The following is a 13,837-nucleotide window of genomic DNA, read 5'->3' as shown; positions in this document are numbered from 1 at the left end:
CGTGCAAGAACATGGCAGGCTTGGGTCATGGCCGTGCAGATCAACCCCAGTATCCTGTCCGCCGACTTCGCCCGCCTCGCGGACGAGGCGAAGGCGGTCCAGGGAGCCGACTGGCTCCACGTCGACGTCATGGACAACCATTTCGTCCCGAACCTCACGCTCGGCGTGCCGGTCGTAGAGTCCCTGGCCCGTGCGACGGACACGCCGCTGGACTGCCATCTGATGATCGCGGACGCGGATCGCTGGGCGCCGCAGTACGTGGAAGCGGGTGCCTCGTCCGTCACCTTCCACGTCGAGGCGGCCGCCGCGCCCGTCCGGCTCGCCCGCGAGATCCGGGCCAAGGGCGCCCGTGCCTCCATGGCGCTCAAGCCCGCGACGCCCATCGAGCCGTACGAGGACCTGCTGCCCGAGCTCGACATGCTGCTGATCATGACGGTTGAGCCGGGATTCGGCGGGCAGGCGTTCCTGGACATCATGCTTCCCAAGATCCGCCGCACCCGCGAGCTGATCGACAAGCACGGGCTCGAGCTGTGGTTGCAGGTCGACGGGGGCGTCTCGACGTCGACGATCGAGCGGTGCGCGGACGCCGGAGCGGACGTCTTCGTCGCCGGTTCGGCCGTCTACGGGGCGAAGGACCCGGCAGAAGCGGTACGTGCACTACGCACCCAGGCGGAGGCGGCGACCGCCAAGGCGTCCTGGGCCTGCGACCACTAGGCGGCTCTTGGGCCACAGCTACGTGAACGGCCCCCATCAGGGCAGATCAAGCGCGCCGAATCTGCAAGGATGAACGGCGAATCCAGAGTGTGAACAGCAGTGAGGAGATCGCCGTGTCGGGTATGTCGGCGGGCCGGTCAGCCATGCGGATGGGACCCGCTGAGCTGGTGCAGGCGGCGGCCATGGCCCGCCGCTTCTACCTCGAGGGCAAGTCCAAGATCCAGATCGCGGAGGAGTTCGGCGTCAGCCGCTTCAAAGTGGCCCGGGTACTTGAGACTGCCCTCGAAAGGGACCTCGTACGCATCGAGATCCGAGTCCCGGCCGAACTGGACGCCGAGCGCTCGGACGCGCTCCGCGCCCGCTACGGCCTCAGGCACGCCGTCGTGGTCGAGTCCCCGGCCGAGGCCGAGGAGACCCCCGACCCCGAGAACCTGGGGGAGGTCGCCGCCGACCTGCTCGGCGAGCTCGTCAACGAGGGGGACGTGCTGGGACTGGCCTGGGGCCGTTCCACCATCCACATGGCGGCGGCGCTCGACCGGCTGCCACCTTGCACGGTGGTCCAGCTGACGGGCGTGTACGACGCGGGGACCGCCGAACGCGGCTCGGTCGAGGCGGTCCGCCGTGCCGCCCAGGTCTCCGGAGGCGACGCGCACCCCATCTACGCGCCGATGCTGCTGCCGGACGCGGCCACCGCGGCGGCGCTGCGCCACCAGACCGGGATCGCCCGCGCCTTCGAGTACTTCGACAAGGTCACGGTCGCCTGCGTCTCCATCGGTTCCTGGGAGCCGGGCATCTCGACGGTCCACGACATGCTCAGCGACGAGGAGCGGGCGCACTACGCCTCGCTCGGTGTCGCCGCCGAGATGTCCGCGCACCTCTTCGACGCCGACGGCCGCCGGGTCGGCCGGGACCTCGGGGAGCGGTGCATCACGGTCAAGGCCGACCAGCTCCGCCGCATCCCCGAGGTCGTGGCGATCGCGGGCGGGCAGCGCAAGGCGGCGGCGATCGACGCGGTGCTGCGCTCGGGGCTCGTCACCAGCCTGGTGACGGACACCTCCGCGGCGGACTACCTGATGACCGCGGGCCCGACGCCGAAGTCCGCCCTGAACCGGTCGGACCCCGACGGCTCCTGACGGCCGCGATCACTACGACAGGGGCGGTGCCGCGATGACGGAACGCGTGGTCACACTCGACCTCGCCGGGGTCACGGACAAAGCGGGCCTGATGGACCGCTGCGTCCGCGCCCTGGACCTGCCCGACTGGTTCGGCCGCAACTGGGACGCGCTCGCCGACAGCCTCTCCGACCACACGGTCTGGCCCGGGGACGCCGGCGAGCGCGGCCTGCTGATCGTCGTACGCGACTGGCAGACGTACGCCCGGGCCCGCCCCGAGGAGTGGAAGATCGTCCAGGCCCTCTTCACCGAGGCCGCGGACCGGACCCCGGCGCTCGCCGTGGCACTGACCCTTGGAGGTTCCTCCTAGAGGCCTCTGACCAGCCTGGACGTTCTGTCGGGGGATGAGACGGCGGACGCCATGGGAGAATGAAGTACGTGCTCTTTCCCCCTGGCTGACCTGTCCGGGGGCCGCCTCCGAACGACTGGGATGTGCAGCACGTGCGTTTCCTCAATGACATCCGGCCCGCGTACGACCTGACGTACGACGACGTGTTCATGGTGCCGAGCCGCTCCGCGGTGGGATCCCGTCAGGGCGTGGACCTCAGCGCCCCGGACGGCACGGGCACCACCATTCCGCTCGTCGTCGCCAACATGACCGCCATCGCCGGCCGTCGCATGGCGGAGACCGTGGCCCGCCGCGGCGGTCTGGTGGTCGTCCCGCAGGACATCCCGATCGAGGTCGTCGCCGACGTCATCTCCTGGGTGAAGAGCCGGCACCTGGTCCTCGACACCCCGATCGTGCTGGCCCCGCACCAGACCGTCGCCGACGCGCTGTCCCTGCTGCCCAAGCGGGCGCACAACGCGGGCGTCGTCGTCGACGACGAGCACCGGCCCATCGGTGTCGTCACCGACCGGGACCTGACCGGCGTGGACCGCTTCACCCAGCTCGAAGTGGTCATGTCCAAGGACCTGCTGCTGCTCGACGCCGACATCGACCCCACCGAGGCCTTCAACCGGCTCGACGGGGCCAACCGGCGCTACGCCCCGGCCGTCGACAAGGACGGCAGGCTGGCCGGCATCCTCACCCGCAAGGGCGCCCTGCGCGCGACCCTGTACACCCCCGCGACCGACGCGCGGGGCAGGCTGCGCGTCGCCGCCGCCGTCGGCATCAACGGCGACGTGGCGGGCAAGGCCAAGCAGCTGCTGGACGCGGGCGTGGACACGCTCGTCATCGACACCGCACACGGCCACCAGGAATCGATGATCAGCGCGATCAAGCTGGTCCGCGCCCTCGACCCGCAGGTGCCGATCGTGGCCGGCAACATCGTGGCCGCCGAGGGTGTGCGCGACCTCGTCGAGGCGGGCGCCGACATCGTCAAGGTCGGCGTCGGCCCCGGCGCCATGTGCACCACCCGCATGATGACCGGTGTGGGCCGGCCGCAGTTCTCCGCCGTCCTGGAGTGCGCGGCGGAGGCGAAGAAGTACGGCAAGCACGTCTGGGCCGACGGCGGCGTCCGGCACCCGCGGGACGTGGCGATGGCCCTCGCGGCCGGCGCGTCGAACGTGATGATCGGCTCGTGGTTCGCGGGGACCTACGAGTCGCCGGGCGACCTCCAGCACGACGCGAACGGCCGCCCGTACAAGGAGTCGTTCGGCATGGCCTCCGCGCGCGCGGTGCGCAACCGCACCTCCGAGGAGTCGGCGTACGACCGCGCCCGCAAGGCGCTGTTCGAGGAGGGCATCTCGACCTCCCGCATGTTCCTCGACCCGGCCCGCCCGGGCGTCGAGGACCTGATCGACTCGATCATCGCGGGCGTCCGCTCCTCCTGCACCTACGCCGGCGCCGCCTCCCTGGAGGAGTTCGCCGAGAAGGCCGTCGTCGGCATCCAGAGCGCCGCGGGCTACGCCGAAGGCAAGCCGCTGCACAACAGCTGGAGCTGACCGACCTCCTCCCGTACGACCGCTCGCGGCAGCCGTGCAACGGTCGGCAGCCCGCGCGCAACGAATGGGCACCCCGTTGCGATGAACGCAATGATCTTGCGGGGATGCGCAAGGTCGCTGCATTACGCCCGTGAAGGGTCGGCTCATAGGGTGCTCACCTGTACGTGGTGTGGCGGGGACCCCGCTCGTCGGGTCCCTGCCCCCGCAGGGATGCCGCCGGTCCCCGCCGCCCTGACCGGCAGCGATAAAGGAGCCCACGCGTGCTCGACCAAGGCGCACCCCCGCACGACAGCAGAGCCACCGCCCCCGCGTCCCCGGGCTTCGCCGCGCGTCTGATGCGTCGCAAACCCGTGGAACGCCTGGTCGCGGAGGGTGGACAGGGCGAGGGGGGCACCCTCAGGCGCTCCCTCGGACTGTGGCAGCTGACCATGATCAGCATCGGTGCCACGCTCGGCACCGGCATCTTCGTCGTCCTCGGCCAGGCCGTCCCCAAGGCCGGTCCGGCCGTCACGCTGTCCTTCGTGATCGCCGGCCTCACGGCACTCTTCTCGGCCCTGTCCTACGCCGAGCTGGCCGGCACCATCCCGGTCTCCGGCTCCTCGTACTCGTACGCATACGCAACGATGGGCGAGCTGATCGCCTGGGTCTGCGGCTGGTGCCTGGTCCTGGAGTACGGCGTGTCGGTCGCCGCCGTGGCCGTCGGCTGGGGCGAGTACCTCAACGAGCTGCTCGACGGCACCATAGGCGTCACCATCCCGGACGCCCTGTCGGCCCCGCCCGGCGACGGGGGCGTCTTCAACCTGCCCGCGCTGATCGTCGTACTCCTCGCCATGGCGTTCCTGCTCGGCGGCGCCAAGGAGTCCGCACGCGCCAACACCGTCATGGTGTGCGTGAAGATCGCCGCGCTGGTGCTGTTCTGCGCCATCGGCGTCCAGGGCTTCCGCTCGGGCAACTACGAGAACTTCATGCCGCTGGGCATGACCGGCGTGAGCGCGGCCGGAGCGACACTGTTCTTCTCGTACATCGGCTTCGACGCCGCCTCCACCGCCGGCGAGGAGGCGAAGGACGCGCAGCGCGACCTGCCGCGCGCCATCATGCTGTCGCTGGCCATCGTGACCGCGCTGTACGTCTTGGTGGCGGCCGTCGCCGTCGGCGCCAAGCCCTGGCGGCGGTTCAACGACTCCGAGGCCGCGCTCGCCCAGATCATGCGCGAGGTGACCGGGCAGACCTTCTGGGGCACCCTGCTCGCCGCCTGCGCGGTCATCGCCATCGCGAGCGTCGTGCTGACCGTGCTGTACGGCCAGACCCGCATCCTCTTCGCGATGTCCCGCGACGGCCTCGTGCCCAAGGTCTTCGCCAGGGTCCACCCGAAGACCGGCGCGCCCCGCGCCAACACGGTGATCGTCTCCCTGTTCTGCGGCGTCCTGGCCGCCGCCATCCCGCTGGGCCAGCTCGCCGACGCCACCAGCATCGGCACGCTGTTCGCCTTCGCGCTGGTCAACATCGCCGTCGTGGTGCTGCGCCGGACCCGTCCGCAGATGCCCCGCACCTTCCGGGTGCCGCTCTCGCCGGTGCTGCCGATGGTGGGCCTGGCCCTCTGCGTGTGGATGATGGGCAGCCTGTCGGCCGTCACCTGGGTGGTGTTCGGTGTCTGGATGGTGGTGGGGCTCGTGTTCTACTTCGGGTACGGCTACCGCCGCTCCCGGCTCGCCACACCCGCATCATCCGAGAAGTGATCGACCCACTGTGCTGAATCAGCTCGACGAACGCATCGTGCACGCCCTCGCCGAGGACGCCCGCCGCTCCTACGCGGACATCGGGCAGATGGTCGGCCTGTCCGCGCCCGCCGTGAAGCGGCGCGTGGACCGGCTGCGCGCCACCGGAGCCATCACCGGCTTCACCGTCCGGGTGGACCCGGCGGCGCTCGGCTGGGAGACGGAAGGGTTCATCGAGATCTACTGCCGGCGCAACACCTCGCCGGAGACGATCCAGCGGGGCCTGGAGCGCTACCAGGAGGTCGTGGCCGCGTCCACCGTCACCGGAGACGCGGACGCGATCGTCCAGGTCTTCGCCGCCGACATGCGCCACTTCGAGCGGGTGCTGGAGCGGATCGCGGGCGAGCCGTTCGTGGAACGGACCAAGTCGGTACTGGTGCTGTCGCCGCTGCTGAGACGCTTCTCGTCGGGGTCACCGACCTGATCGCCGACAGCAGGCGCCGCGTCCCGACCGCGTGCCCGGCGGCTGACCAGGGGTTACCGCAGGTCACCCTTGCGGGCCCCCGGAAGATCCCCTAGGTTGTGCCGGACTTTCTACCGACTGGTAACACCGGCAGGTAACCATGCGCTGGCCCCTGGGCCGTCCCTCCACCGTCCGCGCCCGGATCGTGTCGCTCGCGCTCGCGCCGGTCCTCGCGCTGATGACCCTGTGGAGCTTCGCCATGGTGTCGGTCACGGGTGACCTGCGCGCCCTGATCCGGCTCCAGGGGGTGTACGAGGATTTCGGCACCCCCGTCGACACGGCCGTCGGCCAGATCCAGATCGAGCGGCGACTGTCGGCCGCGTACCTGGGCGCCGCCCGCGACCCGGCCGCCGCCGGCGATCTCCTGGCCCAGCAGCGCCGCACCGACCGCGCGGTGGACGCCATGCGCGAGGCGATCCGGAACGGCGACCGGGACCGGCTCACCGACCGGCAGCGTCAGGTCCTCGACGCGATGGCGCACGCCACCGACGGGCTGGAGAGGCTGCGCGAGCGGGTGCTGTCCCGCTCGGTCACCTGGGACCGGGCCGTCGCCGAGTACGACGCCCTCGTGGAGCCCGGCTCCGACGTCCAGTCCACCCTCACCGCGCTCCAGGCCGGCCGGCTGGCCAGGGAGGCGCAGGTCGTCATCGAGCTGGTGCGGGTGCGGGAGTTCGTCTCGCGCGAGGACGCCCTGGTCGCCGGGGCCCGCGCGGCCGGAACCCTGACCGACCGGCAGTACGACACGCTCACGGCGACGATCGAGGACCGGCGCGTCTTCGAGCGGACGTACGTGCCGGACCTGCCGTCCGACTCGCGGGCACTGTTCGAGGAGTTCGAGCGCGGCGATCTGCACCAGGACCTGGTACGCGGCGAGGACGCGCTGCTGCGGGCCGATGCGGCGCACGCCGGGAAGGCGGTCGCCGCCGGTACCTGGCGGACCACCACCGACCGGGCGGTCAAGCGGTACATGCTCCTGTGCACCCGCGCGGCCGAGAACTCCGCCGCGCGTGGCCGGGCCTTCGCCTACGGGGAGCTGGCCAGGGCGGCGGTGGTGGGACTCGTCGGTCTGGCCGCCGTGGGACTGTCGCTGTGGTTCGCGGTGCGCGGGGCCCGGCGCGTCTCACGCCGGCTGGAGACGCTGCGTGACGCCGCCGATCTGCTGACCACCCGGCAACTGCCCGACGTGATGCGGCGGCTGAGCGCGGGCGAGGAGGTCGACGCGGTGACGGAGGCGCCGCCGCTGGCCGCCGACGAGGTAGGGGCCGACGAGATCGGCCAGGTCGGCCGGTCCTTCAACACCGCGCGCCTGGCGGCCGTCGAGGCCGCCGTCGAGCAGGCCGCCCTGCGGCGCGGGCTGTCCGCGGTGCTGCTCAACATCGCGCGCCGCAGCCAGGCGCTCGTGCACCGGCAGCTGAAACTCGTCGACACGCTGGAGCGGCGCACCGAGGACCCCGACATCCTGCGCGAGCTGTTCCGCATCGACCACCTCACCACCCGTATGCGCCGGCACGCGGAGAGCCTGATCATCCTCTCCGGAGCGGCTCCCGGCCGCCGGTGGCGCCGGCCCGTGCCCGTCGCGGACGTCGTGTCGTCGGCGGTGGGCGAGATCGAGGACTACACGCGGGTCGTGGTCCCGCCGATGCCCGACACCGGCGTGGCGGCGGACGCAGTCGCTGATGTCGTCCATCTCCTGGCCGAGCTCCTGGAGAACGCCACGGTGTTCTCCCCGCCGCACACCCTGGTGACGATGCGCACCGGCCGGGCGCGGGGCGGCTTCGTCCTGGAGATCGACGACCGGGGCCTCGGCCTCGACCCGGACCGGCGCGACGAGGCCCACCGCACCCTCACCGACCCCGACGCCTTCGACCCGACCCGGCACGACCGGCTCGGCCTGTACGTCGTGGGACGCCTCGCGGGCCGGCACGGCATCGAGGTCACGCTGCGGGACTCGCCGTACGGCGGGACGACGGCCATGGTCTGGTTGCCGCCGGGGGTGCTGGCCGCAGCGGAACCGGGCGCGGCACCAGCAGTGGAACCAGTAGCGGAGGCGGAGGGACGGAGGCCGGCCGCGAGCCCGGACGGACCGACGGCCCCCGGCGGCCCCACCCCGCACGCTCCCACCCCGCACGCTCCCCACCCCGGTATCCCGACCCCGAGCGCTCCCGCCCTCCCCACCCGCGTCCGCCAGGCCTCCCTGGCCGCCGCCCTGCGTGAGGACGCCCCGCCCCGTGAGGCCCCCTCGCCGCGGGAGGCCGACGCCGAAGAGATGCGGGCCGTGTTCGGCGCCTTCCAGCGCGGCCTGGACCGGGGCCGCAGAGGACTGCCCGTGACCACCGACCCCGACGAAGGGACGCATGCCGACGATGCCCGGTGACCAGCAGAACCCCGAGTCTCCCGGCCCGGCCCCCGGTCAGGCGCCCGGCACGGACCTCGGCTGGCTGCTCGACGACCTCGTGGCCCGGACCGAGCACGTGCGCCAGGCCGTGCTGCTCACCGCCGACGGGCTGCCGCTGAGCTGTTCGGAGGGCATGCGCCGACGGGACGTCGAGCACCTCGCCGCCGTCTGCTCCGGCTTCCACGGCCTGGCCCGTTCGGCGGGGGACCGGTTCGCGGCGGGTGAGGTACGGCAGACCATGGTGATGCTGGACGACGCCTACCTCTTCATCACCCCCGCGGGGCACGGCAGCCGGCTGGCCGTGCTCAGCGAGGCGCAGAGCGACGTCGGACAGCTCGCCCACGAGATGGCGCTGCTGGTCCGCCGCCTCGGCCGCCACCTGGACGCCGCGGCACGGTCGGCCCCCTGACCCGCGGTGACCGACGAGCACTGGTACGAGGACGAGACCGGGTCGATGGTGCGCCCCTACACCGTGACCCGGGGCCGCACCCGGCCCTCGGACCGGCATGCCATCGACCTGATGTCCCAGGTCACCGCCGTGCCCGCGGACGTCGCGCAGCCAGCCGTCGACCATGCCCGCACCGCCCTGCTCGACCTGGTGCGCCGCGGCCCGCGCCCGGTCGTCGAACTGGCCGCGGACGCCGACCTGCCCCTGACCGTCGTCCGCGTGCTCCTCGGCGACCTGGCCGAGGCGGGACTGGTCCGCATCGACGAGCCGCGCCGCCTCTCCCCGACGGGCCCGGCCGCCGATCCCGCACTGCTCCGGGAGATCGTCGAGCGGCTCCGGGAGCTGTAGCCCCGCGGGGGCCGTCGCCACACGCAACGAATCGCCGCCCGACCCCTGGTGCGCGCAACGAACCGCTCACCGGCGCGCAACGGCTTCTTCTTGTCCGGCCGAGCCCGGCGACCGTACCGTCTAACTGACCCCAGGACCCCCTCCGCCCCGGTGAGGACCACGCATGCGCACCGCCCTGCTCCAGAGCTCCGGCCGCCCCGGCTTCCCCGCCGAGAACCTCAAGGTCCTCGACGCCGCCGCGGGCCGTGCCGCCGCCGCGGGTGCCGCGCTGCTGACCGCGCCGGAGATGTTCCTCACCGGGTACGCGATCGGCGACGACATCGCCCGCCTCGCCGAGCCCGCCGACGGAGACTCCGCCCGCGCGATCGGCGAGATCGCCACCCGGAACGGTCTGGCGATCGCCTACGGCTACCCCGAACGGGACGGCGACACGGTCTACAACTCCGCCCAGCTGATCTCCGCCGACGGCACCCGCCTCGCGAACTACCGCAAGACGCACCTCTTCGGCTGTGCCGAGCGCGACCACTTCACCCCGGGCGAGAAGTCGCTCGTCCAGGCCCGGCTGGGCGGTCTGACCGTCGGCATCATGATCTGCTACGACGTCGAGTTCCCGGAGAACGCGCGCGCCCACGCCCTGGCCGGCACCGACCTGCTCGTGGTGCCGACGGCGAACATGCACCCGTTCCAGTTCGTCGCCGAGGCCATGGTGCCGGTGCGTGCCTGGGAGAACCAGATGTACGTGGCGTACGTGAACCGGGTCGGTCACGAGGGCGAGTTCGAGTTCTTCGGGCTCTCCGCCCTCGCCGGCCCCGACGGCATCGCCCGCACCCGCGCCGGCCGCGGCGAGGAGCTGGTGGTCGCCGACGTCGACCCCGCCTTCCTGGCCGCCTCCCGTGAGGCGAACCCGTACCTGAAGGACCGGCGCCCCGGCCTGTACGGGTCCCTTGTCTGAACCCCCGAGCCCTTCCCCGAGTCACCCCCCCCCCGCGCAAGGAGTCCGTACCCCATGACGTCCACGGTGCCCAACGCCGTCGAGCACGCAGACGAGCAGCAGCCGCCGATCACCATGTTCGGTCCGGACTTCCCCTACGCCTACGACGACTTCCTCGCCCACCCGGCGGGCCTCGGCCAGATCCCGGCGACCGAGCACGGCGCCGAGGTGGCGGTCATCGGCGGCGGCCTGTCCGGCATCGTCGCCGCCTACGAGCTGATGAAGATGGGCCTCAAGCCCGTCGTCTACGAGGCCGACCAGCTCGGCGGCCGGCTGCGGACGGTCGGGTTCGAGGGCTGCGACCCGTCGCTGACCGCCGAGATGGGCGCGATGCGCTTCCCGCCGTCCTCCACCGCCCTCCAGCACTACATCGACCTGGTGGGCCTGGAGACCCGGCCCTTCCCCAACCCCCTCGCGGAGACGACGCCTTCGACCGTCGTCGACCTCAAGGGCGAGTCGCACTACGCCGAGACGATCGACGACCTGCCGCAGGTCTACCGCGACGTCGCCGACGCCTGGAACAAGTGCCTGGAGGAGGGCGCCGACTTCTCCGACATGAACCGCGCCCTGCGCGAGCGGGACGTGCCGCGCATCCGCGAGATCTGGGCGAAGCTCGTCGAGAAGCTGGACAACCAGACCTTCTACGGCTTCCTCTGCGACTCCGAGGCCTTCAAGTCCTTCCGCCACCGCGAGATCTTCGGCCAGGTCGGCTTCGGCACCGGCGGCTGGGACACCGACTTCCCCAACTCCATCCTGGAGATCCTGCGGGTCGTCTACACCGAGGCCGACGACCACCACCGCGGCATCGTCGGCGGCTCCCAGCAGCTGCCGCTGCGGCTGTGGCGGCGCGAGCCGGAGAAGATCGTCCACTGGCCGTACGGCACCTCGCTGGCGTCCCTGCACGTGGACGGCGAGCCCCGCCCGGCCGTGACCCGGCTGCACCGCACCGCGGGCAACCAGATCACGGTGACGGACGCGAACGGTGACATCCGCACGTACAAGGCGGCGGTCTTCACCGCCCAGTCCTGGATGCTGCTGTCGAAGATCGCCTGCGACGACTCGCTCTTCCCGATCGACCACTGGACGGCGATCGAGCGCACGCACTACATGGAGTCCAGCAAGCTCTTCGTCCCGGTCGACCGGCCGTTCTGGCTCGACAAGGACGAGGTCACGGGCCGGGACGTCATGTCGATGACGCTCACCGACCGCATGACCCGTGGCACCTACCTCCTCGACGACGGCCCGGACAAGCCCGCCGTCATCTGCCTCTCCTACACGTGGTGCGACGACAGCCTCAAGTGGCTGCCGCTGTCCGCGAACGAGCGGATGGAGGTCATGCTGAAGTCGCTCGGCGAGATCTACCCGAAGGTCGACATCCGGAAGCACATCATCGGCAACCCGGTGACCGTCTCCTGGGAGAACGAGCCCTACTTCATGGGCGCGTTCAAGGCCAACCTGCCGGGCCACTACCGCTACCAGCGGCGCCTGTTCACCCACTTCATGCAGGACCGGCTGCCCGAGGACAAGCGGGGCATCTTCCTCGCCGGCGACGACATCTCCTGGACGGCCGGCTGGGCCGAGGGCGCCATCCAGACCGCGCTGAACGCGGTGTGGGGCGTCATGCACCACCTCGGCGGTGCCACCGACCCGGGCAACCCCGGTCCCGGTGACGTCTACGACGACATCGCCCCGGTCGAACTCCCGGAGGACTGACCGGCGTTCACACCCCGGCCGCGCGCGCCTTCGCGTAGACCTCCGCGGCGAGGTCCTTGAGCTCCTCGGCGTCCCGTGCGCCGTGCTGGAGGTCGATGAAGATCTCGTCGAGACCGACCTCGGCGTGCGCGGCCAGGTCCTCCACGATCTGGTCGACGCTGCCCTGGAACGGCCGCCGGTCCGCGCCGCCGTAACCCTGCGCCCGGTAGTCCGCGTTGGTGCGCAGCACCGTCCGGATCGGTTCGGTGCGCCCGCGTTCGGCGGCCAGTTCCTTCAGGTCGCGCCACTGTGCCGCGAGGGTGTCGGCGCCCATGCCCGCCGGCATCCAGCCGTCGGCGTGGTCGACGAGGCGGCGCTTGGCCTTCCCCGTGCCGGCCGCCAGCAGGATCGGGATGGGCCGGACCGGCTTGGGACCGACCACGGCCGGGGCGATCTTCGTGACCCGCCCGTCGTACGACACCGGGTCCGGGCCCCAGACCGCGCGGCACACCTCGATCAGCTCGTCCAGGACCTGCCCGCGCTCCTCGAAGGGCCGTACCGACGCGGCCGCGTACTCGTCGAACGACCAGCCGGTGCCGAGGCCCGCCACCACCCGGCCGCCGCTCGCCGCGTCCAGGGTGGCGAGGGCCTTGGCGAGCTGGAACGGCACGTGCAGCGGGGCGACCAGCACGCTGGTGCCCAGCCGCGCCCGCTCGGTCGCCGCGGCGGCGAGGGTGAGGGTGACCAGCGGCTCGGCGACACCGCGGTAGCCGTCCGGCCAGGGGAGGCCCTCGATGCCGTACAGGCCCTGCGTGGCGGGGTCGGGGACGAGAAGCCGCTCGTACACCCACAGGCTCTCGTAGCCGATCCGCTCGGCGGTGCGCGCCACGTCGGGCACATCCCGGCCGAGGTCGTACTGCTTGTTCTGGGGAAGGGCGAGTCCGAGCCGCGTCGCCATGCCGTGCGCTCCTTTGCAGAAGGTCGGTTGGTGTCGAACGTACAGCGTTCACACAGGAGTTGAGGGGACGAAGCCCTCGGGTGGCCGGATCAGTCCGGTAGCGGCGTGAGCAGCATGCGGCCCGCGAAGCCGACGGCCGCGTCCAGGCGGTCGGTGAACTCCTCGGCCAGGTCCTCGAACCGGCGCAGCGCCCACAGCGCCCGCGCCGCCGACCAGGTGGCGTCCCGGGCGCGCTCCAGGCTCCAGGAGCCCAGCAGATGGGTGAGCGGGTCGGCGATCTGGAGCAGGTCGGGGCCCGGCATCAGATCCTCGCGGATGCGCTCCTCCAGCGCCACGAGGAGGTCGCCCACGCGGTCGAACTCGTCCTCGAGATCGGCCGGTTCGCAGCGGAGGGCACGACAGGTGTCCACGACGGCCAGCGCCAGGTCGTGCCCGATGTGCGCGTTGATGCCCGCGAGGGCGAACTGGAGCGGTCGTACGCCGGGGTGGCGGCGGAGCTGGAACAGCGGCCGCCAGCAGGCCGGCGGGCGGCGGTCGTCCGCGGCCGCGTCGACCGCGGCGAGATACCGCTCGGCGAACCGCACGTCCAGCGCGGTCGCGGCCCGCGCGTCCGCGAACGCCCCGGCGTACAGGCGTCGTTCGACCTCGCCGGTGACGGCCAGGTAGACGCGGTTGAACACCGCGATCCCGTCGCGCGCGGGCAGCGTGTCGTCCAGGGCGCGCATGCGGGAGACGACGGTCTCGACGGAGGGGGTGAGGTGTTTCAACTGCGCCATGGAGGAAGCGTCCCAGCCCCGGACCGACGGGGGAGCCGACGGGCCCGGAGCTTCCCCGGAACGGGGGAACGCGGACGCCTCCGGGTGAGGCGGGACCAGCACCCTGCCAGGCTCCCGCGCCCCGCGCCGCGATGGCGGCGGCGGACTGGGCTCCGTGGTCACCGTGGGCACGGTGACGAGGATGAGCGCGGCACTCACCGACGGGCACAGCACCATCGGCG

Annotated in this window: 13 protein-coding genes; 11 read left to right on the top strand and 2 right to left on the bottom strand. The window is 72.1% G+C overall.

Translation table 11 applies throughout. The annotated features are described in order from the left end of the window. Positions 1 to 27 precede the first annotated feature (27 nt). The 11 genes from rpe to ACFY01_RS18505 all read left to right on the top strand — a co-directional run bounded on the left by rpe (position 28) and on the right by ACFY01_RS18505 (position 11,903). Positions 28 to 714, top strand: coding sequence for a ribulose-phosphate 3-epimerase (gene rpe, locus ACFY01_RS18555; RefSeq protein ID WP_390736789.1), 687 nt, complete (start codon positions 28 to 30; stop codon positions 712 to 714). Positions 715 to 803: 89 nt separating this feature from the next. Beyond that, positions 804 to 1,847 (top strand): sugar-binding transcriptional regulator, encoded by a 1,044-nt coding sequence (locus tag ACFY01_RS18550; RefSeq protein ID WP_390736788.1) that lies wholly within the window; start codon positions 804 to 806, stop codon positions 1,845 to 1,847. A gap of 34 nt (positions 1,848 to 1,881) precedes the next feature. Further along, positions 1,882 to 2,196 carry a barstar family protein gene (locus tag ACFY01_RS18545; protein ID WP_390736787.1) on the top strand — a complete coding sequence of 105 codons (315 nt, stop codon included), beginning with the start codon at positions 1,882 to 1,884 and terminating at the stop codon, positions 2,194 to 2,196. Between the two features lie 131 nt (positions 2,197 to 2,327). Then, complete coding sequence (locus ACFY01_RS18540; protein WP_390736786.1) at positions 2,328 to 3,770, top strand: GuaB1 family IMP dehydrogenase-related protein; 1,443 nt, start codon at positions 2,328 to 2,330, stop codon at positions 3,768 to 3,770. Positions 3,771 to 4,030: 260 nt separating this feature from the next. Next, entirely contained in the window at positions 4,031 to 5,506 is a 1,476-nt protein-coding gene (locus tag ACFY01_RS18535; RefSeq protein ID WP_390736785.1) for an amino acid permease, read from the top strand. A gap of 10 nt (positions 5,507 to 5,516) precedes the next feature. Beyond that, positions 5,517 to 5,969 (top strand): Lrp/AsnC family transcriptional regulator, encoded by a 453-nt coding sequence (locus ACFY01_RS18530; RefSeq protein WP_390736784.1) that lies wholly within the window; start codon positions 5,517 to 5,519, stop codon positions 5,967 to 5,969. A 139-nt stretch (positions 5,970 to 6,108) separates the two neighbouring features. After that, on the top strand, positions 6,109 to 8,382 hold the full coding sequence (locus ACFY01_RS18525; RefSeq protein ID WP_390736783.1) for a nitrate- and nitrite sensing domain-containing protein: 2,274 nt from the start codon (positions 6,109 to 6,111) through the stop codon (positions 8,380 to 8,382). After that, positions 8,372 to 8,812 carry a roadblock/LC7 domain-containing protein gene (locus ACFY01_RS18520; RefSeq protein ID WP_390737099.1) on the top strand — a complete coding sequence of 147 codons (441 nt, stop codon included), beginning with the start codon at positions 8,372 to 8,374 and terminating at the stop codon, positions 8,810 to 8,812. Before ACFY01_RS18525 ends, ACFY01_RS18520 begins: the two co-directional genes overlap by 11 nt. A 6-nt stretch (positions 8,813 to 8,818) precedes the next feature. Continuing rightward, positions 8,819 to 9,199, top strand: a complete 381-nt coding sequence (locus tag ACFY01_RS18515; RefSeq protein ID WP_390736782.1) for a DUF742 domain-containing protein — start codon at positions 8,819 to 8,821, stop codon at positions 9,197 to 9,199. Positions 9,200 to 9,362: 163 nt separating this feature from the next. Then, positions 9,363 to 10,151 carry a carbon-nitrogen hydrolase family protein gene (locus ACFY01_RS18510; protein WP_390736781.1) on the top strand — a complete coding sequence of 263 codons (789 nt, stop codon included), beginning with the start codon at positions 9,363 to 9,365 and terminating at the stop codon, positions 10,149 to 10,151. A gap of 54 nt (positions 10,152 to 10,205) precedes the next feature. Then, the gene (locus ACFY01_RS18505; RefSeq protein WP_390736780.1) at positions 10,206 to 11,903 is read left to right on the top strand and encodes a flavin monoamine oxidase family protein; all 1,698 of its coding nucleotides are present in this window, start codon (positions 10,206 to 10,208) and stop codon (positions 11,901 to 11,903) included. Between the two features lie 7 nt (positions 11,904 to 11,910). On the opposite strand, the gene ACFY01_RS18500 is transcribed toward ACFY01_RS18505, so the two are convergent. Continuing rightward, positions 11,911 to 12,840: an LLM class F420-dependent oxidoreductase gene (locus tag ACFY01_RS18500; RefSeq protein ID WP_390736779.1), complete on the bottom strand. Its 930-nt coding sequence runs from the start codon at positions 12,838 to 12,840 to the stop codon at positions 11,911 to 11,913. 89 nt (positions 12,841 to 12,929) lie between these two features. Continuing rightward, the gene (locus ACFY01_RS18495; protein ID WP_390736778.1) at positions 12,930 to 13,616 is read right to left on the bottom strand and encodes a DUF5995 family protein; all 687 of its coding nucleotides are present in this window, start codon (positions 13,614 to 13,616) and stop codon (positions 12,930 to 12,932) included. Between the last annotated feature and the right edge of the window lie 221 nt (positions 13,617 to 13,837).

Origin of the sequence: Streptomyces sp. NPDC001480, assembly GCF_042894725.1 — a bacterium.
Lineage (GTDB): Bacteria > Actinomycetota > Actinomycetes > Streptomycetales > Streptomycetaceae > Streptomyces.
This window is presented reverse-complemented; position numbering and strand designations above follow the sequence as displayed.

Excerpts from the sequence above, each read along its gene's own strand:
- ACFY01_RS18495 (WP_390736778.1), bottom strand. The coding sequence starts at position 13,616 with ATGGCGCAGTTGAAACACCTCACCCCCTCCGTCGAGACCGTCGTCTCC.
- ACFY01_RS18510 (WP_390736781.1), top strand. The coding sequence starts at position 9,363 with ATGCGCACCGCCCTGCTCCAGAGCTCCGGCCGCCCCGGCTTCCCCGCC.
- rpe (WP_390736789.1), top strand. The coding sequence starts at position 28 with ATGGCCGTGCAGATCAACCCCAGTATCCTGTCCGCCGACTTCGCCCGC.
- ACFY01_RS18520 (WP_390737099.1), top strand. The coding sequence starts at position 8,372 with ATGCCCGGTGACCAGCAGAACCCCGAGTCTCCCGGCCCGGCCCCCGGT.
- ACFY01_RS18545 (WP_390736787.1), top strand. The coding sequence starts at position 1,882 with ATGACGGAACGCGTGGTCACACTCGACCTCGCCGGGGTCACGGACAAA.
- ACFY01_RS18525 (WP_390736783.1), top strand. The coding sequence starts at position 6,109 with ATGCGCTGGCCCCTGGGCCGTCCCTCCACCGTCCGCGCCCGGATCGTG.
- ACFY01_RS18505 (WP_390736780.1), top strand. The coding sequence starts at position 10,206 with ATGACGTCCACGGTGCCCAACGCCGTCGAGCACGCAGACGAGCAGCAG.
- ACFY01_RS18500 (WP_390736779.1), bottom strand. The coding sequence starts at position 12,840 with ATGGCGACGCGGCTCGGACTCGCCCTTCCCCAGAACAAGCAGTACGAC.